Origin of the sequence: Crocosphaera chwakensis CCY0110 (genome assembly GCF_000169335.1) — a bacterium.
Taxonomy (GTDB): Bacteria; Cyanobacteriota; Cyanobacteriia; order Cyanobacteriales; family Microcystaceae; genus Crocosphaera; species Crocosphaera chwakensis.
In genome coordinates, this window is record NZ_AAXW01000003.1 from 125834 (window position 1) to 146944 (window position 21111).

Here is a 21111-nt window from a genome sequence, read left to right on the forward strand (position 1 = left end):
ACGTTTTTCTACTCCTCCCCCTATTTTAGGATTTTAAGCAGGAACTTCTACCGTTTCAATACCAGCTAACTCAAACGCCTGATGAACCGCTTTTAATGCCTTAACCCCTTCTTTTTTGGGAACCACACAACTAATTTTAATCTCAGAGGTAGCAATCATGTAAATATTGATGTTTTCTGCAGCTAACGCACCAAAAAACTTGGCCGCGACTCCAGGTTGTCCCACCATACCGGCACCAACAATACTAACTTTAGCGATATCTTCGTCCACAATTACCTCATCAAAGCCATCAGATAAACTATTTAATACCTGACACGCTGCTTTAGCGTCTCCTTGACAGACTGTAAAAGCAATGTCACGGGTTGGCATTTCGTCTAAAATACGACACCGTTGCGATTGAATAATAGTATCGACACTAATATTATTGTCAGCCAAAATCCCAAAAATACTGGCCGCCATCCCTGGTTTATCTTTCACGTGACGAATGGCAATTTGAGCCTGTTTTTGATCTAACGCCACACCACGCACCGGAGGAGACACCGCTACTGCTTGGGATGCAACAGGGTTAGGGGATAATTCTACATCAAACGCTTCACATAACGCTTTAATTGCGCGATCGCCGTCTTCTTTGGCTACCACACAACTGACTTTTACTTCTGAAGTAGAAATCATTTCAATGTTGATATTTGCCTTAGCCAAAGTTTTAAACATTTTTGCTGCAATCCCTGGCCGGCCAATCATTCCGGCACCAGCGATGGAAATTTTAGCCACGCCGGTTTCTACCATTACCTCTGCTTCTGTGGCGTTGGAAGGGGTACTGCGTAACGCGGGTGCGATCGCTTCTGCAACAGCTTCTGCTTTAGTTAAGACATTTTTGATCACCGTGAAGGCGATATCATTACTATTTCCTTCGTGGATCGATTGAATAATTAAGTCCACATCCACCTGTTGATGGGCAATTTCGCCGAATAAACGGGCTGCAATACCAGGGCGATCAGGAACCCGTAACAAGGCAATTTTTGCCTGTTCTCCGTCAAATTCTACTGCATCCACTGCTTTTGCAATTTCTAACCCTTCGAGGGATCTGGGTTTGGGAATAGGAGAAATAACGGTAGTTCCAGGGGCTTCACTCCAACTGGAACGCACCACCAACCGAACCCCATAATTACGAGCAATTTCCACTGCCCTAGGGTGCAACACTTTCGCCCCTAAACTGGCTAATTCTAGCATCTCATCGCAGGTAATTTCGTCCATTAACCTTGCTTCTGGAACAATACGGGGGTCGGTTGTCAAAATCCCTGGAACATCGGTGTAAATCTCGCAAAAGCTGGCTTTTAGGGCTGCTGCGAGGGCGACTGCGGAGGTATCGGAACCTCCTCGACCTAGGGTAGTAATTTCTAAATTTTCCCTCGAACTAATACCCTGAAATCCTGCTACAACGACAACTTCAGCTTTATCGAGATGGCGTTTAATGCGATCGGGTTTAATGGAGAGGATGCGGGCTCGACTATATTCTGCTTCGGTGACAATACCAACTTGCGCCCCGGTTAAGGAGATGGCTGCTTGTCCTATTTCTTGTAGGGCCATGGTTAATAGGGCAATGGTGACTTGTTCTCCTGTGGAGAGTAACATATCCATTTCCCGTCGGGAAGGGTTAGGGGTGATTTCTTGGGCTAAACTGACTAGGGTATCGGTGGTTTTTCCCATTGCAGACACAACCACAACCACCGTATTTCCCTGTTGAACCGTTTTCTGAATGCGTTGAGCAACGGTTTGAATTCGTTCGACGGACCCGACGGAGGTTCCCCCGTATTTTTGGACAATGAGAGCCATAGTTGAAACAGATGCAGAAATATCTCTTCTTTAATTTAGCATTCATAAATATAATAAAGGGGTAAGATTATGAAATCTTCGTACGAGTTAACAGAACACGCAAAAAAGCGTCTTGACGAACGTAGTATCCCTGAGTTTGGTAATCGTGTTTTGCGAGTTGTCTATAAGCCAACTGAAAACCCTATAAAAGTTATTACTGTTCACTTTGATCGCTCTATGAAGGGAAAATTATGAAAAAGATTACTTATGATCCCGACGCGGATGCAGCTTATATCCGTCTCAGAGATTCTAAAATTATTGACTCTGAAACCATAGGAGAAGGTGTTATTTGTGACTATGACGAGAACGAGCAAATAGTGGGTATTGAAATTTTATCGGTTAAAAAGAGAACCCCAGAAGAAATAAAAACTATTAATATTCCCTTGACAACAGAAGATAAGCAACAGCTAAAGAATTTATTGAATCTATTTAATTATGTTGCTAGTTGAGATAAAATCTCGTTCCATTTAATTTTATGAATGGCTTGTAATTCTTGATCGGATTCGACTAAGTTTGAGTAGTTATTAAGAAAATTTTCAACAGATGTTAATAATCTTAAATAATATTTCAAGGATAGTAATAAATCTACTTTTATTTAACTCTTTTTAAGGTAACTTCGCTTAACAACTGACTTGTCATTTATTTTACTTCAAGAAATAATTGAGACTATCAAACTTTTTTTAGACTCACATCTTGCACCAAGAAAAGTTGATATGAGAAGAGATGCCCAAAATCCTTATCTGACGGCGATTATCTTTAGTTCTCTAAACCAGAAAGAGAACAATAGTTAACAACTAATAAAAACCCAACATACTTTTTATTTTACTCCACCCTATGGCCGGGTTTTTCTTCATCAGGATATAAATCTAGCAAACTTTCATAAAGGGCTTCAATGGCCAAAGTTAATTGGTCAATTTTAGAGCGTCTAATAACAGCGTTAACACCATCTATATGTGCTTGACTTCCTGCCTTTCCCAAATGTTTAAAACGGGAAAATTCACCTTAGAATCGATTATAGGATTATTACTGGACGGACAAGGAAATGCAGTTCCTCATCATTGTGAAACCAAATCCGTGCATTGCCATTAGTCGCTTCTTGAATCATTATAATTGGCCCACTCGTTCAATTATACGTACCATTCGTTCTTTTATTTTAAATCTTGTTTTATCTCAATTTATGTCTTAGGAGATACAGCTTTTGGGACTATTCAATTTATTGAGAAAATCCGTAGTAAAAAGTTTAATCATCACGGTATTTTAGGGATTCCGAATCGCAGGAAATTAACGGATGGACGTAAAGTATCCGATTTCTCTTCTCAGGAGGTTAAAGTTACTTAATCCCTGGTTTTATCAACATGGTTTGGAACTTTGTCTTGTCAGGTGCAAGATGTAAGTTTTATAGTCATTGGAACAAGCATTAAAAATTTATCTGGAAATAGAAGATAAATAGGTTGAAACTAATCCTTATGGCAATTTGAGGATTGTTTACCAATTTTTAGGAGAGTATGAAAAAGCGATCAACTACTATGAAAAGTCTCTAGTTGTGGCCATAGAAATCAGCGATCGCGATTGATAACTGTTCATTAAATATGAACTTTTTCAGACCAGCGTTGACGATAGATTTCATAAAGATTAATAGCAGCAGCAACAGACGCATTTAAACTAGGGGTTTTTCCCTCCAAAGGAATAGAAACTAATTGATCACAACAGCGTTGCGTTAATAAACTTAACCCACTCCCTTCTGAACCAATAACTAAACCGATCGCACCCTCAAAATTAAAGTCATGTAACCGTTTTCCTCCCTCAGCAACAGTCCCATAGATCCAAAACCCTTCTTTTTTGAGGGTTTCTAAAGCCCGACTTAAGTTAACCACCCTAGCCACAGGAAAGGATTCTAAGGCACCTGCAGCTACTTTAGAGACAGTGGAGGTGACACCAGCAGCCCGTCTTTGCGGTATAATTAATCCTTGACAGCCCATGGCCTCGGCGGTGCGAATAATTGCCCCTAAATTATGAGGATCGGCGATACCATCCGCAATGACTATCACTGGTGCATCACTATTGGCCTTTGCTTGAGTAATTAATTCATCTAACTCATGATAAGTATAGGGGGCGACTTGGGCAGCAACCCCTTGATGGTTAGCCCCGTTGGTGATTTGAGACAGTCTTTGCAAAGAAACTTCATCAATCACTGCACCTTTGGCTTTCGATCCTTGAATGAGGTTATGAAAACGAGGATCATAGTGTAGTCGGTTAGTGATCCAGATACGGTTCAACTGGCGATCGCCTTCTAAGGCTGCTAAAACTGAATGACGACCATATATGAGGTCATCGTCAGTTTCTTGGGGTTCAGCAGAAGTATTACTTTGTGATCGCGAGGAAATAATCGGTTTTTTTCCTGAAAACTTACCTTTTCTAGGAAAACGGCGATCGCCTCTAGGAACAGGTTTATTAGGCATAATTATAATTTACAGAATAACGGTTTCGAGAAGTTCGTGTAAGCGATGAGTATCTTGTAAATATAAGTAACCAATTAATGTTTCTAAACTGGTTGCTTGTTGATAAATTTCTGGTTGTAGACGACGAGGACACCCGGTTGCTGCATTGCGCCCCCGTCGAACGATATCTTGTTCAACAGTGGTTAAATAGGGGGTTAGTCGTTGTAGGGCTTTTGCCTGGGTTTCAGCCCTAACTTGAGCAACCACTTGATTATGATAATCCCTAACTTTGCGCGGAGGAAATAAATAGCTAGTCCGCACATAAAGTTCATAAACGGCATCACCAATGTAAGCTAAAAAGGCCGGGGACAATTGACTAATCGTTTCATAGTCTTTTGCCTCCATAATTACCTGAAAATTCACCCCAGGACGATGCTGACTCATAGAATTAGATAATAGGGACTAATGTGAGTCAAGATAGACTTATTCATTCTAACTATTTTTTCTTTTTCTTCAAGTTAGCTAGGGCATCTTCTAAACTTGTTTGTAGGGATAAGAATTTTTCCAGACGAACCAGCTTAACGGTTTGAGTCACTCGTGGGTTAGTGACCACTTGTAATGTTCCGTCATGGTTTTGCGCCTGTTTGACTAACTGAACTAATGCGCCGAGTCCGGAACTATCGATAAAATCGATTTGAGCAAGAACGAGAACAATATCATAGGGACCTTCATCGATGTATTGCCCAACGACTTTACGAAATACGGGTTCAGAAAAGGCATCTAATAAGCCAGTTAATCGGAAAATTTGACAGTTACCTTTAACTTCATGAGTTCCCCTTAAACTCACGGTTAGGTTTAATTGTTCAGGAATAGCTTCCTCCTTAACGTTAGTCGATAAAATTTACAATTGATTTAAAACTGAATTATAACTCGTTATGAACCTTCATTGTGTAGTTCAATTGCAAAGTTATTCTTAATTTTTTATAGCTTAATCTCTGGCTAAGACTGTTTATTATGTTTTCTCCTGATTAATCCACCAAGGTTAATAGTCCTTTTGGGGGATTGATTTCTATTCTATTTTGTTCTATGTCCACCACTGGCACAATTTCGTAAACAAAAGGAATTAAGACTGTTTTATCTTTGTTTTCCTTATCTTTTTTTTCAGAGTTATTAATTAATTTTATTTCTAACAAATCGTGACCTGTGGTAAATAAATCTACAACTATACCGATTTTTTCGCCTGTTTTGTGATGATAAACCTCTAAATCGATCAACTGAGAAACATGATATTCTTCTTCTTCTAATTCAGGCAATTCTTGATCTATTATCAAGAGTTTGTAGCCTCGCAATATTTCTGCTTGATTTCTAGTTTCTATACCTTCTAAGCGAACAATATAAAGATTTTTACCAGCGACTGATTTACCACTAATTAATTTAATAGGTTGAGGAGAGGGATGATTAGGCGATTGTAACCATCGTTCTCCAGGGATTTCAAATCTTTCAGGAAAATCGGTACTTGATAAAACTTTTAATTCTCCTTTAAGTCCCCTCGCTCCAACAATTGTCCCAATTTCTAACCACTGATTGTTATTTATTTCCATTTTATTTTGTACTTTTTTATCAGTATTTTACTATTTTGATTATAGTATTTATCAGAGTATTAATACATTATTTTTCAAAGTTTTCTAGATTTGCAACCTAAAGCTTAAGTGTGGGAGGGCTGTTTAAAATATAATTATTAAGGATGGATAAGACTGACAACAATCTAGAACGCAAAAAAACAGATTAAAAACTATTAAAAAAACTAAAGCTCTAATCCAATCCCTCTTTTGATTGCCACAAACAAGAAATAAATAAGTTAGAATTTTGGGGGCGAGTCATCAGGAGTCCGGAGTTTCGGGTTCGGAGTCTAAAAGACGCTACGCGCACCTAAGGTGGCGGAGTTAATACGCCTTAAAGAGAAGGGTTTGAAAGCCTTAATTTTCTAGTCAATACTATTCATTGGGGAGTGAATTGAGAAATAAACTTATGGTTAGAAAACTGCGTCAGTATCGAGGACTGTTTTTTTCTTTAGCGAGTTTGAAATCAATTGTAATCTCATCACTGTTATGTCTGCCAGGGGTTGGCCAACCATCGGTCTTAGACCCCGTACCCCCTTTAGAACCCTATCCCAGTCAAAGCTATCAAGATTACGGATTATCTACAGAAACAGAATATACATTAGGTGCAGGGGATATTATCAGAGTAACGGTGTTTCCCGTAGAAGAATTTAGTGGAGAATATCAAATTTTAGTCGATGGAACCGTTTCCTTACCCTTATTGGGAAATTTTTCAGTCCAAGGACTCACCTTAAGTCAATTAACAGAATTTTTGACCCAACAATATACCTTATATGTTAAGCGTCCCTCCGTCACTGTTGGTGTAATATCTCCTCGTCCTTTGAAATTAGCGATCGCAGGAGAAATCAATAGTCCGGGTTCCTATCTTCTTCCTGTCGAAGGAGGGCAAAAATTTCCCACCGTCACCCAACTCATTCAACAAGCAGGTGGAGTTACAACGGTAGCGGATCTCGAAAATGTGACAATTCAACGACAGTATAGAGGAGAAACTTTGGTTTTAAGCTTAAATTTGTTGGATTTAGTTAAACAAGGCCAACTCAGACAAGACATTACCCTTAGAGATGGAGACGAAATCATTATTCCGACCCAAGAAGATATTGATCTCGCTGAAACTCGACTGCTTTCTGACGCAAACTTTGGCATTGTAGCTAACCAAGAAATTAATGTTGCTGTGGTTGGGGAAGTTTTTCGTCCAGGATCTTATCGTGTTATTCCAGAAAATATATCCTCTGCTGGTTCGGAAGGAAACGTTCGTCGGCAACCTCCAAGACTTACCCTTGCTGTTCAACTGGCCGGTGGTATTAAACCCTTAGCAGATGTGCGTGAGGTAGAAATCCGTCGCTATAATCGAGATGGTTCTCAACAAATTATTGAGGTTGATCTCTGGAATTTACTACAAACAGGAGACATTCAAGAAGATGTGATCTTACAAGAAGGGGATACCATTATCGTTCCTACGGCGCAAGATATATCCCCAGATGAAGCCGAACCATTAGCATCGGCTAGTTTTTCTCCTGCACTTATTCGCGTCAATATTGTAGGAGAGGTGAGAAGTCCAGGAACTGTCGAAGTTCCCCCAAATACCCCCTTAAATCAAGGGATTTTAGCGGCCGGCGGTTTTGATCAACGACGCTCAAATGATGCTACCGTTGAGTTAGTGCGTTTAAACCCCGATGGGACTGTTACTAAACGGGATATTGATATCAATCTAGCCCAAGGAATTGCTGAAGGGGATAATCCTATTTTAAAGAATAATGATGTGGTTATTGTCAATCGCAATTTATTAACAGTTGCTTCTGATACGTTAACCACTGTATTTAGTCCCATTGGGGCATTAACAGGCTTTATTAACTTTTTCAACATATTCGATGATTAATTTATCATGAATATGAGTCATAATAACTCATCACTGATTAGCCTAACGATTGATATTTGGGTCTTCCTAAAGTGGTGATATAAATAACTGCTTCATCTTCAGGAATCCCCAAAACTTCGTTAACTTGATCGTCAAAAAATCCTCCAATTCCACTCACCCCTAATTTAAGATGTATGGCTGCTAAATTTAATTTTTGGCCTAAATGTCCAGCATCTAAATGTAAATAACGATAAACGCGATCGCCGTATTTTTCCACTGCTTTTTTGAGATCGGCGGTATGAAAAATAATCGCCCCGGCATCCCGTCCTAAGTCTTGTCCTAAACACAGATAATGTAACTCACGGCGAAAATTTTTAAAGCGAATTTGTCTTAATTCTTGTGCTAATGGTGCATAATAATAACACCCGGCTTCTAACCCTTCTACCCCAGAAACTGCCACAAACGTTTCAATTAAACTCAGATCAAAATAATCAGGTTTTTTATCAAATCCTTGAGCTAAGTAATCTTGAGGTTGATAAGTAAAATGTAGCAAAGATTTTACTTCATCTAAGGTTAACGATTCTCCTGTATAAGACCGCGTGGAACGTCGTTTCAAAATGGTTTTTTCTAAAGAATCTAGATTATTTCCCCAATCAACTGCTACGGTTTCTGTTGAAACTTTTAAGCAAAAAGGAAAATTATATTTATCTTCTAAATTGTTTTTTTCTGTGGTTATTGCTTTCAGTGTATTTTCCTCTAATTCCTTAATTTCTGTAGCTTGATGGAAATAATATAATAAATCTCCATCGGACACTTTAGGATAATCTATTTTTATGTTAGAAGGTAAAGCAGTGGGCTTAAATGTTTTGACAGTTTCACTATTTTCTGCCAGTAAATCTGTCAGAGGAATAACAGAAATGACCCCTTCTTCTTCGGGATTAAAATAAAACATTTCGTTGAGAAGATGATCGACAAAGCCACCAATTAAATGAGGGCGATAATCGGTCATGGCACAGGCCAATTCAATATTACCTAATAAATGCCCTGTATCGAGACAAATACGCCGATAAGCCCTATCTTCATATCGCCAAGAAGATCGATAAAAGATAGCAGTTGTGACTATGGCGAATTGATTATTTTCTAGGGCCTTATGACTTAAACACGCTTGTTGTAAATTCTCCCAAACCTCACTATCCCAAAAATGTAATAAGCTATGACTTTGGGGCTGATAATTATAGAGTCCGGAGGGTAATAAAGGGGTTCCTCGAGAAATTAAGTAAACCTCAGCCGGATAAAGTCCACCGGCTGAGGGGGTAGCCCTTAAATAGACAGGAGTCCCCATGGTAGGAATTTTAGCGGTTAGTCCATAACTACAACCAAACAAGCGAGAGAGTCGTCGCCATTGCAAGGCATGGGGAACATCAGGTAATTTTGCCGACAAATAGGGAGTCAAATCGTAAGATTTGCCAATTTTATATGCTTTGAAAGGAACAGGTTGTTTTGACCAATCGAGTCCTTTATTTTTACTAGCAATAGTTTTGGGATCGTACTTTGTCCGTTGATGATAATGGGTAGCGATGGAGTTTGACAAATCCGACATAAATGTTTGTTGAGTCTTGATGCTTTTATTTTAATTTTAACCTGCTTCTATGGTAGGCTTATTCAAGCACTATGGTTTTTTTGGCCTTTTTGCCCTTAAATATTATTCATTGGGTAAATTTAGGAGAACACAATGGAGTTATTAGCAGCCCTTAATTTAGAACCGATTTTTCAATTAACTTTTGTTGGCTTGATCGTTATTGCTGGCCCTATCGTCATCGCTGTGTTGGCGTTTCGGGGTGGTGATCTCTAAAGATCAGTTTCAATGCAAATTTTTCTTGCTTTAACAAGAATATTACCAGAATTTCCTCAGCTAAGACCATAGGGAATTCTGGTTTTCTCTACAAGGTTTGATTATTAATTGTTTACTATTGAGTTAAGGGATTATTTAAGCCAATTCTGATAATAAACGACGAAGATTACATAAAGACATCTTAAATTATATTTCTAACAACTTTTTTTAGTCTTTAACCTAACTTAAAACGAACAATTTTAATAAGATATTTTTAGTTTATCTATACTATGTTCATCAGCTAAGAGGATAGGTTAATGCTCCTGCCTCAATAACATTGATCTGTTAAACTAAGTTTAAAAGGAATTTTATTGTTTATTTTTGTTATAAGAACCAAAAATTAGCTGATTTATGATAAATAATTTAACCATTGTGATTATCCTTCTATTAAGTAGCATTCTCTGGGTGGAAATTGTTCGGGACTGTTACCATGTCCTTTCTCATTATTGGCAACCGTTATACCGTCTTCATGGTTGGCATCATAAGGTATTTCGGCCCGACTTAACCCCTGTTAGCGAAGAAATTTATCGTAAGGCACATTGGTATAATGATGTGCCAGAAGCATTGGTTATGCTTGCGCTAAGCCTGATTCCTGGGGTTATCGGTTATTATTATAACGTCCCTTATGGTTGGTTCGCTTGGTCTGGATCTATTTACACTTTAACCTTTTTAGGTGGTGCGATCGCCAGAGGTTTCGGAGTTCCTTATGTAGACGAGTTGACCGATATTACTCACCGTCCTGGTAATTTTACCACACTGCCTAACCCTTGGTTTGTCAATCGTCCTTATCATTGGCGACATCATTTTGATAATCAAAAGGCTTATTATTGTGGCACATTAATGTTAGTTGATAAGATTATGGGAACCGCTTTATCACTGAAAGGAAAGACAGTTGCAGTTACTGGTGCATCGGGAACATTAGGTTTAGCTTTACTAAAAGAATTACAATCAAATGGGGCAAAAGTGGTTGCTTTTACCTCTCAAAATAAACAGATTAATTTAGAAACTAATCAAGAAAATTTACCGATTAAAACTTTAACTTGGATAGTAGGTAAAGAAAGCGAGTTAATAAATGAATTAGAAAAAATAGATATTTTAATTATTAATCATGGTATTAATGTTCATGACAGAAGAGATGAAGCAGCTATTTTAAAATCCTATGAAGTTAATACCTTTTCAAGTTGGCGGTTAATGGAAAATTTCTTTAAAACGGTGAAAACTAATAAGGATAAAGTGTGTAAAGAAGTTTGGATCAATACCTCAGAAGCGGAGGTAAATCCTGCTATTAGTCCTCTTTATGAACTAAGTAAGAGAACTTGGGGTGATTTAATTACCTTGCGTCGTTTAGATGCACCTTGCGTTGTGAGAAAATTAATCTTAGGACCTTTTAAAAGTAATTTGAATCCCATTGGTGTTATGTCAGCAGATTGGGTGGCGAAACAAATTATCAAAGGGGCAAAATCCGACATCCGTAATATTATTGTTACCATTAATCCGATTACTTTCATTGCCTTTCCTATTAAAGAATTTTGTCAGAGTTTATACTTTAAATTGTTTACAAAATCATCATAAAATATGAAAAAAGTAGCAGTATTTGGTAACGCTGGTGGGGGTAAATCTACGTTAAGTCGGAAGTTAGCAAACATAACAAATTTACCGCTTTATGTATTAGATAAAATTCAATATAAACCTGGAGGTGTTCCAGTTTCTTATGAAGAATATAAACGCACTCATGAGGAAATCATCAGCAAAGATGAATGGCTAATTGATGGTTTTGGTTCCCTAGAAACGATATGGTTGCGATTAGAAAAAGCAGACACATTAGTCTATATTGATTTACCTTTACCTGTTCATTTTTGGTGGGTAACAAAACGATTAATTACGGGGTTTTTTGTTCCCCCTAAAGGATGGCCAGAAAATAGTCCTTTATGGAAAAGTTCTATGAATAGTTATAACAATCTTTGGTTATGTCATCAACGGTTAACTCCTAAATATCGTGACTATGTTTTAGAAGCAGAAAAGAATAAAAAAGTGTATCATTTGAAATCAACGAAAGACATTAAAGATTTTTTTGAATCAATCACTTCAAATTAGATAAAATTGAAGTACAGTAACATCATTATTAACGATTTTTTTAGCCATGAGCGATCCCTCTAGCGTTACCTATACTACCGCAGAAATCCTCAAACGTATTGAGGATAAGATAGATAACAACCAAAAAGAGATTAAGCAAGAGATTAAAGAAGTTAATCAGAAATTAGATAAAATTAATGAACGTCTTACTCATTTAGAAATCGGACAAGGAAGTTTAACTGAGAAAGTTGAGGGGATGGATAAACGACTACAAAATGTAGAAGGAACCCAAAAAAATCAGATTTGGGCGTTAATTGTTATTGTTGCTAGTGCTATAATTACTGGTGGAGCAAAATTATTTTACCACTAACCCTTAATTAAGTCAGAACTAAATATAACAGTTATAGCAGGTTATACACAGCCAACCGACACCACTTCTGTCTTACAATGAGAACTGCAGTAGGTGCTATTGTTTGAATTGTTATGAGAGAACAGGTTATTGATTGGTTAAAAGAGAATGTTTCTGAACATCGCTTGCAACACATTTTAGGGGTTGAAAAGATGTGTGAAAACTTAGCGATTCATCATAGAATTGATTATAAAAAAGCTGCACAAGCAGGGTTGATGCACGACTTAGCCAAGTTTTTTGCGCCTCCGAAACTCTTAGAAATGGCAAAAAAAGAGTATAATGAAATTGATCCAGTCTGTTTATCAAATCCCCATCTTTTACACGCAGACGTAAGTGCAATCGTAGCTAGAGATACTTTTAATGTCACCGATAAAGACATTTTAGATGCCATTCGTAACCATACTTTAGGGAATCCTGAGATGAGTAATCTCAGTTGTATTGTCTTTATTGCTGATGCGTTAGAACCCAATAGAGGCGATACCCCAGAATTAGAAAAAATGCGTCAAATGAGTTGGAAAAATCTTCATAAAAGTGTGCAACAAACTGGTGAATATTCTCTACAATATCTCATAAAAAATAATAAAACCATTCATCCTAGAGCTATTTTAACTCGTAATTGGGCATTATCAGAAGTTAGAAATCAGAAATCATAAATTAGAAGTTGATGATTTATTTAATTATTGGAGTATCGGGTTCAGGAAAGACAACAATAGGTAAAGCATTAAGTCAAGAATTAGGCTATGCTTTCTATGATGCTGATGATTTTCATCCCCCAAAAAATATTGCTAAAATGAGTCAAGGTATTCCTTTAGATGATAGCGATCGCTTACCTTGGTTACTCGCTATAAAATTGGTCATTGACGAACATCAAAAAGAACAAAAAAATGCTGTCATTACTTGTTCTGCATTAAAACAATCTTACCGAGATTTATTAGAAAAAAATACTACAAATATTATCTGGATATATCTAAAAGGAAGTTACGAAACTTTTTTGAAAAGATTACAACAGCGACCAGACCATTTCATGAAAGAAAATATGTTAATCTCTCAATTTGAAGCATTAGAAGAACCAGAAAATGCTGTTACCATTGATGTGAATTTATCTGTTGCAGAAATTGTGCAAGAAATTATCAATCAAACTTACACTAAAATAGACAGTAATGCAAAGTCATAAATATTAGTCTGATAATTACCACTTCAAATCCATCTCCACAAACAGAACAAAACTATGAGATAATTTTTTCTCATCAAATATGAGTGTAACGTTTTAATGAAAAGGGTTACGCTTTTATTTAGAAAACTCTACCGAAGGCATATCCTCTTAAACTTTTTGCTCCTTTTAGAGCTTCTTTCATGAGAATTTAAACAGCTTTTTAAACCCCTTTCACTTGTTGGATTCCTGATAATAAATTTTGACTAATAATGATTTATAAATTTGTTTCAGAAAGTTGAGTATCTGAGAAAATAATGATTAGTTCAATATCGTTTTATAGCATTTTAGAAAGAATAAATTAGCATTGAGTTGGCTTGAATTGTTTTTACTTACCTAAACAATTGTATAACAAATTCTTAGGAGAATATATGGCACTACACAATCAGGTTAAGATATTAATGAGATTCCTCGCTTCCTCCGAATGACAATTATTGTAAACTTATGTAAAGTAGAGAATTAAATAAGTACAAGGAGTGTTATGTTGCGTCGTCAAATTTTCAGTATATTGTTAGCGATCGCTCTTATTTTTTTTGGGACTCAAACCCCTGCATTAGCGTTAGGAGGACCACAACCACCTCTAAATGAACCTGCACCTAATTTTACCTTACCAACGAATACAGGAGATGGTGAGATATCCTTATCGGATTATCAGGGACAATGGGTGGTATTATATTTTTATCCTCAAGATTTTACCCCAGGTTGTACGTTAGAAGCCCGTCGTTTTCAACAAGATTTACCGAAATATGAGGCTAAAAATGCACAAATTTTAGGAGTTAGCGTGGATAATGTTGACTCTCATCGAGAGTTTTGTGATGCAGAGGGTTTGAAGTTTCCATTATTAGCAGATACTACTGGAAAAGTGAGCAAAACCTATGGTTCTTATTTAACAGGAATGTCTTTACGTCATACCTATTTAATCGATCCAGATGGTATTCTAAGAGAAAAATTTTTAGGGGTTAGACCTGCTATTCATAGTAAGGAAGTTTTAGCTTATCTTGATGAAGTAAACAGTGACCATTAAACATCTAAATCATTTTCAAGTTCTTCTAACTCTTCTAAGCTTTGATTTTCATATAAGTCTTGTAAGTTTTGATGTTTTTGTCGTCGAGAAGTTCTGCGATACTTTTTACTTTCTAATTTAGGTTCATAATATTCTTGTCCTGATGCTTTAACTTTCAATTTGACGGTTGATTCCTGATCCGTCATTTGTTGAGTTGCTTCTTTTTGGGCGATCGCTTCTTCTAAAAAGGTTAAATAATGTTCATATCGTTCCCAATTTTCATCAACAATACAGTTAGGTTCTCCCCGATGAAAACAATCACTAAACTGACAATTTCCTTGTTCTAACTGTTGTCTTGCTTCAGGAAAATAGTGAATTAATTCACTAGGAGAACAATCTAAATGCGGTTGATTAAAGCCAGGAGTATCGGCTAATAATCCTCCGTCAGGCAACTCAAATAATTCTACATGACGAGTGGTATGGCGACCTTTTTGTAACTTCCCTGAAACTTGATTCACTCGTTGCTTAACGTCAGGAACTAAAGTATTAATTAAACTAGATTTTCCTACTCCAGACGGTCCAGCTAGAATCGTAATTTTATCCTTTAAACAATCTTTTAGCTCTGTTAACCCCTGAGAAGTCATGACACTAATCAATAAAGGCTGATAGCCCCATTTTTCTAGGCGTTCTTGCCATGTTTTTTGTTGGGTGGAGGTCAGTAAATCTGCTTTATTGAGACACAATAAAAAAGGAATCTCAGTAGACTCAGCTTTGACCAAAAAACGACTTAACTGCCAAGGTTCTAACGGCGGTTCATCTAAGGCAAAAACGAGGAGCATTTGCTCAGCATTAGCTACGGGAGGACGGGATAACTCCGTTTTCCGAGGTAAAACTTGAGCGATCGCTCCTCTTGCGTCTTGATAGTCTGGTTCTTCAACAACAACGCGATCGCCGACCATCACCGTTTGCCCGATTTTCTTCAAACGAGTCCGTCGAGTACACAATAAATGGTGTATGAGAGTATTATTATGGTCTTCTAGGGGTTGATCAAGACGAACCTGATAAAAATTAGCCTGAACTGCTATCACTGTCCCTAAAATGTCTGAGACAGTGGATATAGGTGGACGGTTGAACGATCTTAAATCATGCACAGAAGTAATAAATTCCCCGTTTTTTCCTATTGGGGACGACGAACCTTTAGGGAAAAGAACCCTTGACGATCATCAATGGTTTCTACCTGGTATCCTTCCATCGTGAGACTATCGGGAACCTGTTCGATAGGTTCTCCTGGATCTAACCACACTTCTAAAAGGGAACCAGGGGACATTTGTTCTAATTTTAGTTTAGTCCTAACAAAATTGATGGGGCAAGGGGTTCCCCGCAGATCCAATAAAGATATATCAGAGGTTGGAGGGTTCATTTGTGAAATAAACTCCCTAAAAATCCTTCAAGTCCCCCTTTCCCGTGACTTTGACCTTTAATATGGGCTAACTTTTCTAGTAAGTCCCGTTCTTCAGCATTGATACGGGTGGGAATATCCACTTTAACCGTAATCAAATGATCCCCTCGAATAGCATCATTACCGAGTTTCGGAACCCCTAAATTTTCTAGGGTCAAGATGGTATTAGGTTGAGTTCCTGCAGGAATCGTTAATTCCTGTTCTCCGTCCACCGTATCTACCGTTACAGTGCATCCTAAAATGGCTTGGAGATAACTAATTGTGATCTCCGAAAGGATGTTCATTTTGTCACGGGTAAAGACCCTATCGGCTTCAACATACAGATAAACGTATAAATCTCCTGGTGGGCCTCCCCGTAACCCTGCATCTCCTTTCCTAGAGACTCTCAGACGGGTTCCATCATCCACCCCAGCAGGAATGGTTATTTTTACTTTTTCTGTAACTTGTCTCCGTCCAGCACCATTACAGACTTCACATTTCTCTTCAATTACCTGGCCTTGACCGTTACAAGCAGGACAAGCGGATACTTGAGCAAAGCTACCGAAAGGGGTACGAGTCGCACGACGAACTTGGCCTTGACCGTTACAAGTTGAACAGGTTTTTGCCCCGGTTCCAGGTTTGGCTCCGTCTCCTTTACACACTTGACAGGTTTCTAGGTGGGGAATGCGGATCTCTTTTTCTCCTCCGAAAACCGCTTCTCGGAAGTCTAGTTTAAGATCGAGGCGTAAATCATCTCCTTTGGTCGGTCCGGTACGACGACGGGTTCCGCCGGTTCCCATACCACCGCCAAAACCACTAAAAATGGTTTCAAAAATATCGGCAAAACCGCCCATATCACCCATATCGCCGTAGTTGAAGCCTCCAGCACCACTGACTCCTGCTTCTCCAAACTGATCGTAACGATTTCGGGTTTCTGGTTCGGATAACACTTCGTAGGCGCGGTTAATTTCTTTAAACCGTTCTTCTGCTCCTGGTTCTTTGTTAACATCAGGATGATATTTTCGCGCGAGACGGCGATAAGCTCTTTTTAAATCTTCTTTACTGGCGTTACGGTCAACCCCAAGAATATCGTAGTAGTCACCTGGCATAGATCGTTAGTTTCGCTTGTTTGTGGGTAATGGTTGAGTGATAGGCTTAGTAGTTACTTTAGCAAACTATTGTAAACAAAACACTATTTTAGATCGTTTTTATGATTCCCATTAGTCATGTAAATTTCTAACAAATTTCATTTCTCCTTTCATAACCCCCTCTGGTTCAATCCCAATGGGAGTCCAACCAAGGTGAGTATAAAAACCGTAAGCTCTTAAACTGGGATCATTGCCTGTTAAGAGCCAAATTTGTTTAATCCCTTGGTTCTTGAACCAATTTTCAGTTTTCTCCATTAAGGCACGACCTATTCCTTTATTTTCAAATTCAGGCAGAACGAAAATACCAAAAATTGTTTTTTCAGTCAGATTAGCAATAGAAAACCCTACGGGTTGACTTTCCATTTCAGCAATCCAGGCACAACAATCTATGCTCAACATTTGAGCTACTGATGAGGGTGTAATACCAAGGGTAGCAATTTCTTCACGAGATTGATAGTTTTCTTTAACACTGGTTCTAATGTCAAATAGTGTTTCAATGTCTTCTGTTTGAGCAAGACGAATATTTATAAATTCTGATTTAGCCATTTTTTGAATAACTCTTAGATTTTATGATTTTTCAATTTTCTTAACTCTTCTAAATTATTACTACACAAAATAGGAATATTTTTCGTAATTCTTTCGATTGGCCAATTCCACCATTGCAATTGTAATAATAAATTTGTTACCTCATCACTAAACCGTTGTCTAATCAATTTAGCTGGATTTCCACCCACGATGGTATAAGGTTTTACATCTTTTGTGACCACTGAATTAGTTGCAATAATTGCCCCGTCTCCAATGTTAACACCAGGCATAATCGAAGCATTATAACCTAACCAAACATCATTACCAATTACTGTATCTCCTTTAGATGTTCCTTCGACAGACATGGTATTCTCCCAATCATGACCAAAAATAGTAAAGGGATAAGTTGTAAAATAACTAAGGGGATGATTACCCCCATTCATAATAAATTTTACATCACTGGCAATGGCACAAAATTTTCCGATAATTAATTTATCTCCGATAAAATCAAAATGATACAAGACATTTTTTTCAAAGTTATGAGGATTTTCTAAGTCATCGTAATAAGTAAAATCTCCGACAATAACATTAGGATTTTTAATAATATTTTTCAAAAAACAAAGACGGTGATAGTTTTTTAAAGGATAGACTGTATTGGGATCGGGATAAATGGTCATTCTTGATTAATTTGCCTGAAGCCTTTATTATATAAAGCAAAATATATTAAATAAACGAAAAATTAGTAAACTATAAAACTAATGATGAAATTATCCATTTTAGCCGTAATTCTAAGTTCCAGTTTACTCTTCATCGGATGCACTTCTCAAACCATGAATTCAAAGGAAGATGCTTATCAAGCGATTAATTTAGCAGAAGTAGACGGGGAATTAACAGGAGATGACCCGGAAGCAATAGCATTAAGTTTATTTGGTAATCAAGAACCGGTTGAAGGAAATTTTTCCCAGGAAACTAAAGTTATTGAAAAGGACGGATTTAATCAAACAATCCTTTTAACTCAAATGAATTTACCAGATGATTCGGTTAAGGGGTTACGTTATCAATTGAAGTTTGAATTTGATCAATCTGTTGGTCAATGGCGTTTACAAGAAGTAGGTCGTCAACAGTCTTGTTATAGAGGGAATTCTCCTGATAATTGGACTGTTGAACCTTGTCCTTAGATTAACCTTTATCTTAATCTTTCATTGAGTTCATTAATGTTGTTTTGGGTTCTTTCAATTCCGGAATCATCTTCTATTTCTGTATAAATTTTTAAAGCTTGTTGATAATAGTTAATGGCATCAGCAGCTTTTCCCATATTTACGTAAACGTTACCCATATTACTGAGGGAGGTGGCTACTCCAGAAAGATTGTTGATGTCTTGGTAAATGGTTAAGGCTTGTTTATAACTTTCTAAAGCTTGGGGATATTCTTGAATTTGACTATGATTGAATCCTAATCCTAACCAAGACCAGGCTTGTAATTCTTGATTATTTTCTTGTTGTACAATGGTTAGTAACTGCTGTAGGGTTTCTATTGCTTTTGCACTTTCTCCCTGTCTGGCTTGTTGTTTTGAGTCTTGTATTAATTGTTCAATTTGTGCATTTAGATTCGTTTGTCCCCAAGTTATTTTTTGGGTTAAAGGAATGCTAAAAAGAATTAAACTTATACTAAGAACTGTTATATATAAGCGTTGACGTTTCATATTAATACAATATAATGATGAGATAAGAATCAATTTTTAATAAGCATCGTAAGGTGGGCATTGCCCACCTTACAGTAATATATATAATCAATAATTAACTAATCAAAATAAAATAATGTGACCAGTTTTCGTTGTTCTTCTGCTTCTTCGCAGGTTTGTAATAAGGTATGACTGTCATGAAAAGCAAAACATATCAACTGCTGACAACGAGACACAATTTCTCGGTTACATAAAGCACTTGCTTCTCCCAACGATAAGCCATCATTTTCAGGATTTTCCACTAAATGAATGACCCTTTCTAGTTGGTCTTTTGACTCTCTGGGCTGTTTGGTCAAGCTTTGGGGTAAAATTACCGTTAACAGGTTGGGATCAGCCCGCATTGCCCCTTTAATCGCTGCTGCATTGGTTCCTGTGGCACCGGATGTCATCAAACGGTTACCACCTAAGACAAGGGCATAACTCATCATTTCAATTAACTGTTGATGAGTAATAGGAACATGGCGCGAACCTAACAAAGCAATACGTTTTGAACCCGTTTGCTGTATAGCAGCGAGTTCCTGCGCCAAAGTATCTAGGGTAGGAATATCAAATGATTGACTCAAAGATTCTCTCGTAGACTGCAAATGACCGTAAGTTATTTTAACAAAGGTTTCTCGATTATGGCACAGATTTAATAATTTTTCTTAATTCTCCTGTCGTTTTCATATTTGACCCCGTTGTTTACTCAATCTTTTTTATCGTAGGACTATCAACAATTTTTAATAAAATTTTTTGTTTTCAGATAATAGTAATAAAGACAGCTTTTATTAGATAGGTTAGACTCTGATATGATTAAGATTCTATCTTGTTGTTAAGTTAATTGTTGATTAGTCGATAACTCTTATGGTTGCTGTTCCTCCATCTCCTGATGATATTCGTGATGCTTTAGAAACCCCTGTTGACTTTAACTTTGAGTTACCCGATCCTGAAGATGAAGAGATTGAAGAGTTCGACTTTCAAGAAAAATTAGATACGGTTTGGAAAATTTGCGATCGCTTTGATCTACAAACAGATATTTGGCGCGGTAGAATCTTACGGGCAATTCGCGATCGCGAAAAAAAGGGGGGAGAAGGACGAGGAACAGGCTTTTTAAATTGGTTAAAAAAGCGAGAAATTACTAAAAGTCAGGCTTATGCTTTAATTCAGTTGGCGAATAGTGCCGATACCTTACTGGCAGAAGGAATATTAGACCCCGATGCCATCAATAATTTTAGTAAACGAGCTTTTGTTGAAACGGCAAAATCAGATCCTGAAGTGCAAAAATTAGTCAGTGAAGCAGCCCAGAAAGGGGATAGAATTACCCGTAGAGAGGTCAAACAACTATCAGACGAATGGACTGCCATGAGTTCTGATTTATTGCCCTCAGAAGTAAAGGAAAAAGCAGAAGAAGGAACATTACCCCCCCGACATTTAGCTCCTTTGGTTCGGGAAATGGAAAAATTGCCAGAGTTACACTTAGAAACCATTCAAAAAGAAGTGGCCCAAAATCCCGATGTAGACACGGTAAAATTATTAACCACCGATGCTAAAAACTTGGCTAAATATCTCGATGCAGCAGCCCAAGTTCAAACCCTAAAAAAATCTCCGTTAGACTTAGAAATGGCTTTAGATGAAGCAGTAAGATTAGAATGTTTAAATACAGCAGCCGACTTAGTGAAACAAGCATCAAGCTTAGAACAAATTGTCGGAAAATTATATACAACTTGGAAACGATTAGGCAGTTTATCTGATAGATTATATGTTGATACAGGGGCAAGTAATCCTCATCTGCGATCGATGTTAACTTCCTTAGAATCTTTGAGTGGGGAAGTAATCGAAGTTCAACTCGATGAAGCAGGAGAAAAAACCGTTAGACTAAAAGTATTAACTGATTCTTCTAATTAAAATAA

General features: G+C 37.4%; 26 protein-coding genes. 12 read left to right on the top strand and 14 right to left on the bottom strand.

Features of this window, described 5'->3' with window-relative positions:
• Positions 1–33: 33 nt before the first annotated feature.
• Positions 34–1833 carry an aspartate kinase gene (locus CY0110_RS02900; protein ID WP_008273773.1) on the bottom strand — a complete coding sequence of 600 codons (1800 nt, stop codon included), beginning with the start codon at positions 1831–1833 and terminating at the stop codon, positions 34–36.
• Between the two features lie 69 nt (positions 1834–1902).
• Here CY0110_RS02900 and CY0110_RS30305 point away from each other — a divergent pair, with 69 nt between their 5' ends.
• The gene (locus CY0110_RS30305) at positions 1903–2067 is read left to right on the top strand and encodes a DUF4258 domain-containing protein (protein ID WP_008273774.1); all 165 of its coding nucleotides are present in this window, start codon (positions 1903–1905) and stop codon (positions 2065–2067) included.
• The gene (locus CY0110_RS02905; protein WP_008273775.1) at positions 2064–2321 is read left to right on the top strand and encodes a DUF2283 domain-containing protein; all 258 of its coding nucleotides are present in this window, start codon (positions 2064–2066) and stop codon (positions 2319–2321) included. Before CY0110_RS30305 ends, CY0110_RS02905 begins: the two co-directional genes overlap by 4 nt.
• Before the next feature lie 373 nt (positions 2322–2694).
• Here CY0110_RS02905 and CY0110_RS30720 read toward each other — a convergent pair whose 3' ends face one another.
• The 5 genes from CY0110_RS30720 to rimM form a co-directional block, all read right to left on the bottom strand.
• A complete protein-coding gene (locus CY0110_RS30720; RefSeq protein ID WP_008273776.1) occupies positions 2695–2850 on the bottom strand; it encodes a hypothetical protein in 156 nt (51 codons plus the stop codon).
• Positions 2851–3455: 605 nt separating this feature from the next.
• Complete coding sequence (gene rlmB, locus CY0110_RS02915) at positions 3456–4331, bottom strand: 23S rRNA (guanosine(2251)-2'-O)-methyltransferase RlmB (protein WP_008273777.1); 876 nt, start codon at positions 4329–4331, stop codon at positions 3456–3458.
• Positions 4332–4340: 9 nt separating this feature from the next.
• Complete coding sequence (locus tag CY0110_RS02920) at positions 4341–4754, bottom strand: Mini-ribonuclease 3 (RefSeq protein ID WP_008273778.1); 414 nt, start codon at positions 4752–4754, stop codon at positions 4341–4343.
• A 52-nt stretch (positions 4755–4806) separates the two neighbouring features.
• Entirely contained in the window at positions 4807–5157 is a 351-nt protein-coding gene (locus CY0110_RS02925) for an STAS domain-containing protein (RefSeq protein ID WP_008273779.1), read from the bottom strand.
• Between the two features lie 181 nt (positions 5158–5338).
• Complete coding sequence (gene rimM / locus CY0110_RS02930) at positions 5339–5911, bottom strand: ribosome maturation factor RimM (protein ID WP_008273780.1); 573 nt, start codon at positions 5909–5911, stop codon at positions 5339–5341.
• 427 nt (positions 5912–6338) lie between these two features.
• Between rimM and CY0110_RS02935 the strand changes: the two genes are divergently transcribed.
• Positions 6339–7805 carry a polysaccharide biosynthesis/export family protein gene (locus CY0110_RS02935; RefSeq protein ID WP_008273781.1) on the top strand — a complete coding sequence of 489 codons (1467 nt, stop codon included), beginning with the start codon at positions 6339–6341 and terminating at the stop codon, positions 7803–7805.
• Between the two features lie 37 nt (positions 7806–7842).
• Here CY0110_RS02935 and CY0110_RS02940 read toward each other — a convergent pair whose 3' ends face one another.
• Positions 7843–9384 carry a SagB/ThcOx family dehydrogenase gene (locus CY0110_RS02940; RefSeq protein WP_008273782.1) on the bottom strand — a complete coding sequence of 514 codons (1542 nt, stop codon included), beginning with the start codon at positions 9382–9384 and terminating at the stop codon, positions 7843–7845.
• 132 nt (positions 9385–9516) lie between these two features.
• On the opposite strand from CY0110_RS02940, the gene psb30 reads away from it, so the two are divergent.
• The 7 genes from psb30 (at position 9517) to CY0110_RS02970 (ending at position 14391) form a co-directional block, all read left to right on the top strand.
• The gene (psb30, locus tag CY0110_RS28320; RefSeq protein ID WP_008273783.1) at positions 9517–9636 is read left to right on the top strand and encodes a photosystem II reaction center protein Ycf12/Psb30; all 120 of its coding nucleotides are present in this window, start codon (positions 9517–9519) and stop codon (positions 9634–9636) included.
• Positions 9637–10026: 390 nt separating this feature from the next.
• The gene (locus CY0110_RS02945) at positions 10027–11247 is read left to right on the top strand and encodes a bifunctional sterol desaturase/short chain dehydrogenase (protein ID WP_008273784.1); all 1221 of its coding nucleotides are present in this window, start codon (positions 10027–10029) and stop codon (positions 11245–11247) included.
• A gap of 3 nt (positions 11248–11250) precedes the next feature.
• Complete coding sequence (locus CY0110_RS02950; RefSeq protein WP_008273785.1) at positions 11251–11769, top strand: P-loop NTPase family protein; 519 nt, start codon at positions 11251–11253, stop codon at positions 11767–11769.
• 46 nt (positions 11770–11815) lie between these two features.
• Positions 11816–12118: a hemolysin XhlA family protein gene (locus CY0110_RS02955; RefSeq protein WP_008273786.1), complete on the top strand. Its 303-nt coding sequence runs from the start codon at positions 11816–11818 to the stop codon at positions 12116–12118.
• A 113-nt stretch (positions 12119–12231) separates the two neighbouring features.
• The gene (gene yqeK, locus CY0110_RS02960) at positions 12232–12810 is read left to right on the top strand and encodes a bis(5'-nucleosyl)-tetraphosphatase (symmetrical) YqeK (RefSeq protein WP_008273787.1); all 579 of its coding nucleotides are present in this window, start codon (positions 12232–12234) and stop codon (positions 12808–12810) included.
• 11 nt (positions 12811–12821) lie between these two features.
• Complete coding sequence (locus CY0110_RS02965) at positions 12822–13331, top strand: gluconokinase (RefSeq protein WP_008273788.1); 510 nt, start codon at positions 12822–12824, stop codon at positions 13329–13331.
• Positions 13332–13848: 517 nt separating this feature from the next.
• On the top strand, positions 13849–14391 hold the full coding sequence (locus CY0110_RS02970) for a peroxiredoxin (RefSeq protein WP_008273789.1): 543 nt from the start codon (positions 13849–13851) through the stop codon (positions 14389–14391).
• Here CY0110_RS02970 and rsgA read toward each other — a convergent pair.
• The 5 genes from rsgA to CY0110_RS02995 form a co-directional block, all read right to left on the bottom strand.
• Positions 14388–15521 carry a small ribosomal subunit biogenesis GTPase RsgA gene (gene rsgA / locus CY0110_RS02975; RefSeq protein WP_008273790.1) on the bottom strand — a complete coding sequence of 378 codons (1134 nt, stop codon included), beginning with the start codon at positions 15519–15521 and terminating at the stop codon, positions 14388–14390. The two genes, CY0110_RS02970 and rsgA, sit on opposite strands and share 4 nt — an antisense overlap.
• A 26-nt stretch (positions 15522–15547) precedes the next feature.
• Positions 15548–15790, bottom strand: coding sequence for a sulfurtransferase TusA family protein (locus CY0110_RS02980; protein WP_008273791.1), 243 nt, complete (start codon positions 15788–15790; stop codon positions 15548–15550).
• Complete coding sequence (dnaJ, locus tag CY0110_RS02985; protein ID WP_008273792.1) at positions 15787–16917, bottom strand: molecular chaperone DnaJ; 1131 nt, start codon at positions 16915–16917, stop codon at positions 15787–15789. Before dnaJ ends, CY0110_RS02980 begins: the two co-directional genes overlap by 4 nt.
• 111 nt (positions 16918–17028) lie before the next feature.
• Positions 17029–17502, bottom strand: coding sequence for a GNAT family N-acetyltransferase (locus tag CY0110_RS02990; protein ID WP_008273793.1), 474 nt, complete (start codon positions 17500–17502; stop codon positions 17029–17031).
• A gap of 14 nt (positions 17503–17516) precedes the next feature.
• Entirely contained in the window at positions 17517–18158 is a 642-nt protein-coding gene (locus tag CY0110_RS02995; protein WP_008273794.1) for a CatB-related O-acetyltransferase, read from the bottom strand.
• Between the two features lie 81 nt (positions 18159–18239).
• Between CY0110_RS02995 and CY0110_RS03000 the strand changes: the two genes are divergently transcribed.
• Positions 18240–18659 carry a hypothetical protein gene (locus tag CY0110_RS03000; RefSeq protein WP_035798318.1) on the top strand — a complete coding sequence of 140 codons (420 nt, stop codon included), beginning with the start codon at positions 18240–18242 and terminating at the stop codon, positions 18657–18659.
• An 8-nt stretch (positions 18660–18667) separates the two neighbouring features.
• On the opposite strand, the gene CY0110_RS03005 is transcribed toward CY0110_RS03000, so the two are convergent.
• Positions 18668–19183, bottom strand: coding sequence for a tetratricopeptide repeat protein (locus CY0110_RS03005; protein ID WP_008273796.1), 516 nt, complete (start codon positions 19181–19183; stop codon positions 18668–18670).
• A 98-nt stretch (positions 19184–19281) separates the two neighbouring features.
• Positions 19282–19785: a hypothetical protein gene (locus CY0110_RS03010; protein ID WP_008273797.1), complete on the bottom strand. Its 504-nt coding sequence runs from the start codon at positions 19783–19785 to the stop codon at positions 19282–19284.
• Positions 19786–20065: 280 nt separating this feature from the next.
• Here CY0110_RS03010 and CY0110_RS03015 point away from each other — a divergent pair, with 280 nt between their 5' ends.
• The gene (locus CY0110_RS03015) at positions 20066–21106 is read left to right on the top strand and encodes a hypothetical protein (RefSeq protein WP_008273798.1); all 1041 of its coding nucleotides are present in this window, start codon (positions 20066–20068) and stop codon (positions 21104–21106) included.
• The last annotated feature ends 5 nt before the right edge of the window (positions 21107–21111 follow it).

What these genes read in the sequence shown, in the direction of transcription:
- CY0110_RS02900 (WP_008273773.1), bottom strand. Translation starts at nt 1,833, where the DNA reads ATGGCTCTCATTGTCCAAAAATACGGGGGAACCTCCGTCGGGTCCGTC.
- CY0110_RS30305 (WP_008273774.1), top strand. Translation starts at nt 1,903, where the DNA reads ATGAAATCTTCGTACGAGTTAACAGAACACGCAAAAAAGCGTCTTGAC.
- CY0110_RS02905 (WP_008273775.1), top strand. Translation starts at nt 2,064, where the DNA reads ATGAAAAAGATTACTTATGATCCCGACGCGGATGCAGCTTATATCCGT.
- rlmB (WP_008273777.1), bottom strand. Translation starts at nt 4,331, where the DNA reads ATGCCTAATAAACCTGTTCCTAGAGGCGATCGCCGTTTTCCTAGAAAA.
- CY0110_RS02920 (WP_008273778.1), bottom strand. Translation starts at nt 4,754, where the DNA reads ATGAGTCAGCATCGTCCTGGGGTGAATTTTCAGGTAATTATGGAGGCA.
- rimM (WP_008273780.1), bottom strand. Translation starts at nt 5,911, where the DNA reads ATGGAAATAAATAACAATCAGTGGTTAGAAATTGGGACAATTGTTGGA.
- CY0110_RS02935 (WP_008273781.1), top strand. Translation starts at nt 6,339, where the DNA reads ATGGTTAGAAAACTGCGTCAGTATCGAGGACTGTTTTTTTCTTTAGCG.
- CY0110_RS02940 (WP_008273782.1), bottom strand. Translation starts at nt 9,384, where the DNA reads ATGTCGGATTTGTCAAACTCCATCGCTACCCATTATCATCAACGGACA.
- psb30 (WP_008273783.1), top strand. Translation starts at nt 9,517, where the DNA reads ATGGAGTTATTAGCAGCCCTTAATTTAGAACCGATTTTTCAATTAACT.
- CY0110_RS02945 (WP_008273784.1), top strand. Translation starts at nt 10,027, where the DNA reads ATGATAAATAATTTAACCATTGTGATTATCCTTCTATTAAGTAGCATT.
- CY0110_RS02950 (WP_008273785.1), top strand. Translation starts at nt 11,251, where the DNA reads ATGAAAAAAGTAGCAGTATTTGGTAACGCTGGTGGGGGTAAATCTACG.
- CY0110_RS02955 (WP_008273786.1), top strand. Translation starts at nt 11,816, where the DNA reads ATGAGCGATCCCTCTAGCGTTACCTATACTACCGCAGAAATCCTCAAA.
- yqeK (WP_008273787.1), top strand. Translation starts at nt 12,232, where the DNA reads ATGAGAGAACAGGTTATTGATTGGTTAAAAGAGAATGTTTCTGAACAT.
- CY0110_RS02965 (WP_008273788.1), top strand. Translation starts at nt 12,822, where the DNA reads ATGATTTATTTAATTATTGGAGTATCGGGTTCAGGAAAGACAACAATA.
- CY0110_RS02970 (WP_008273789.1), top strand. Translation starts at nt 13,849, where the DNA reads ATGTTGCGTCGTCAAATTTTCAGTATATTGTTAGCGATCGCTCTTATT.
- CY0110_RS02980 (WP_008273791.1), bottom strand. Translation starts at nt 15,790, where the DNA reads ATGAACCCTCCAACCTCTGATATATCTTTATTGGATCTGCGGGGAACC.
- dnaJ (WP_008273792.1), bottom strand. Translation starts at nt 16,917, where the DNA reads ATGCCAGGTGACTACTACGATATTCTTGGGGTTGACCGTAACGCCAGT.
- CY0110_RS02990 (WP_008273793.1), bottom strand. Translation starts at nt 17,502, where the DNA reads ATGGCTAAATCAGAATTTATAAATATTCGTCTTGCTCAAACAGAAGAC.
- CY0110_RS02995 (WP_008273794.1), bottom strand. Translation starts at nt 18,158, where the DNA reads ATGACCATTTATCCCGATCCCAATACAGTCTATCCTTTAAAAAACTAT.
- CY0110_RS03000 (WP_035798318.1), top strand. Translation starts at nt 18,240, where the DNA reads ATGATGAAATTATCCATTTTAGCCGTAATTCTAAGTTCCAGTTTACTC.
- CY0110_RS03005 (WP_008273796.1), bottom strand. Translation starts at nt 19,183, where the DNA reads ATGAAACGTCAACGCTTATATATAACAGTTCTTAGTATAAGTTTAATT.
- CY0110_RS03015 (WP_008273798.1), top strand. Translation starts at nt 20,066, where the DNA reads ATGGTTGCTGTTCCTCCATCTCCTGATGATATTCGTGATGCTTTAGAA.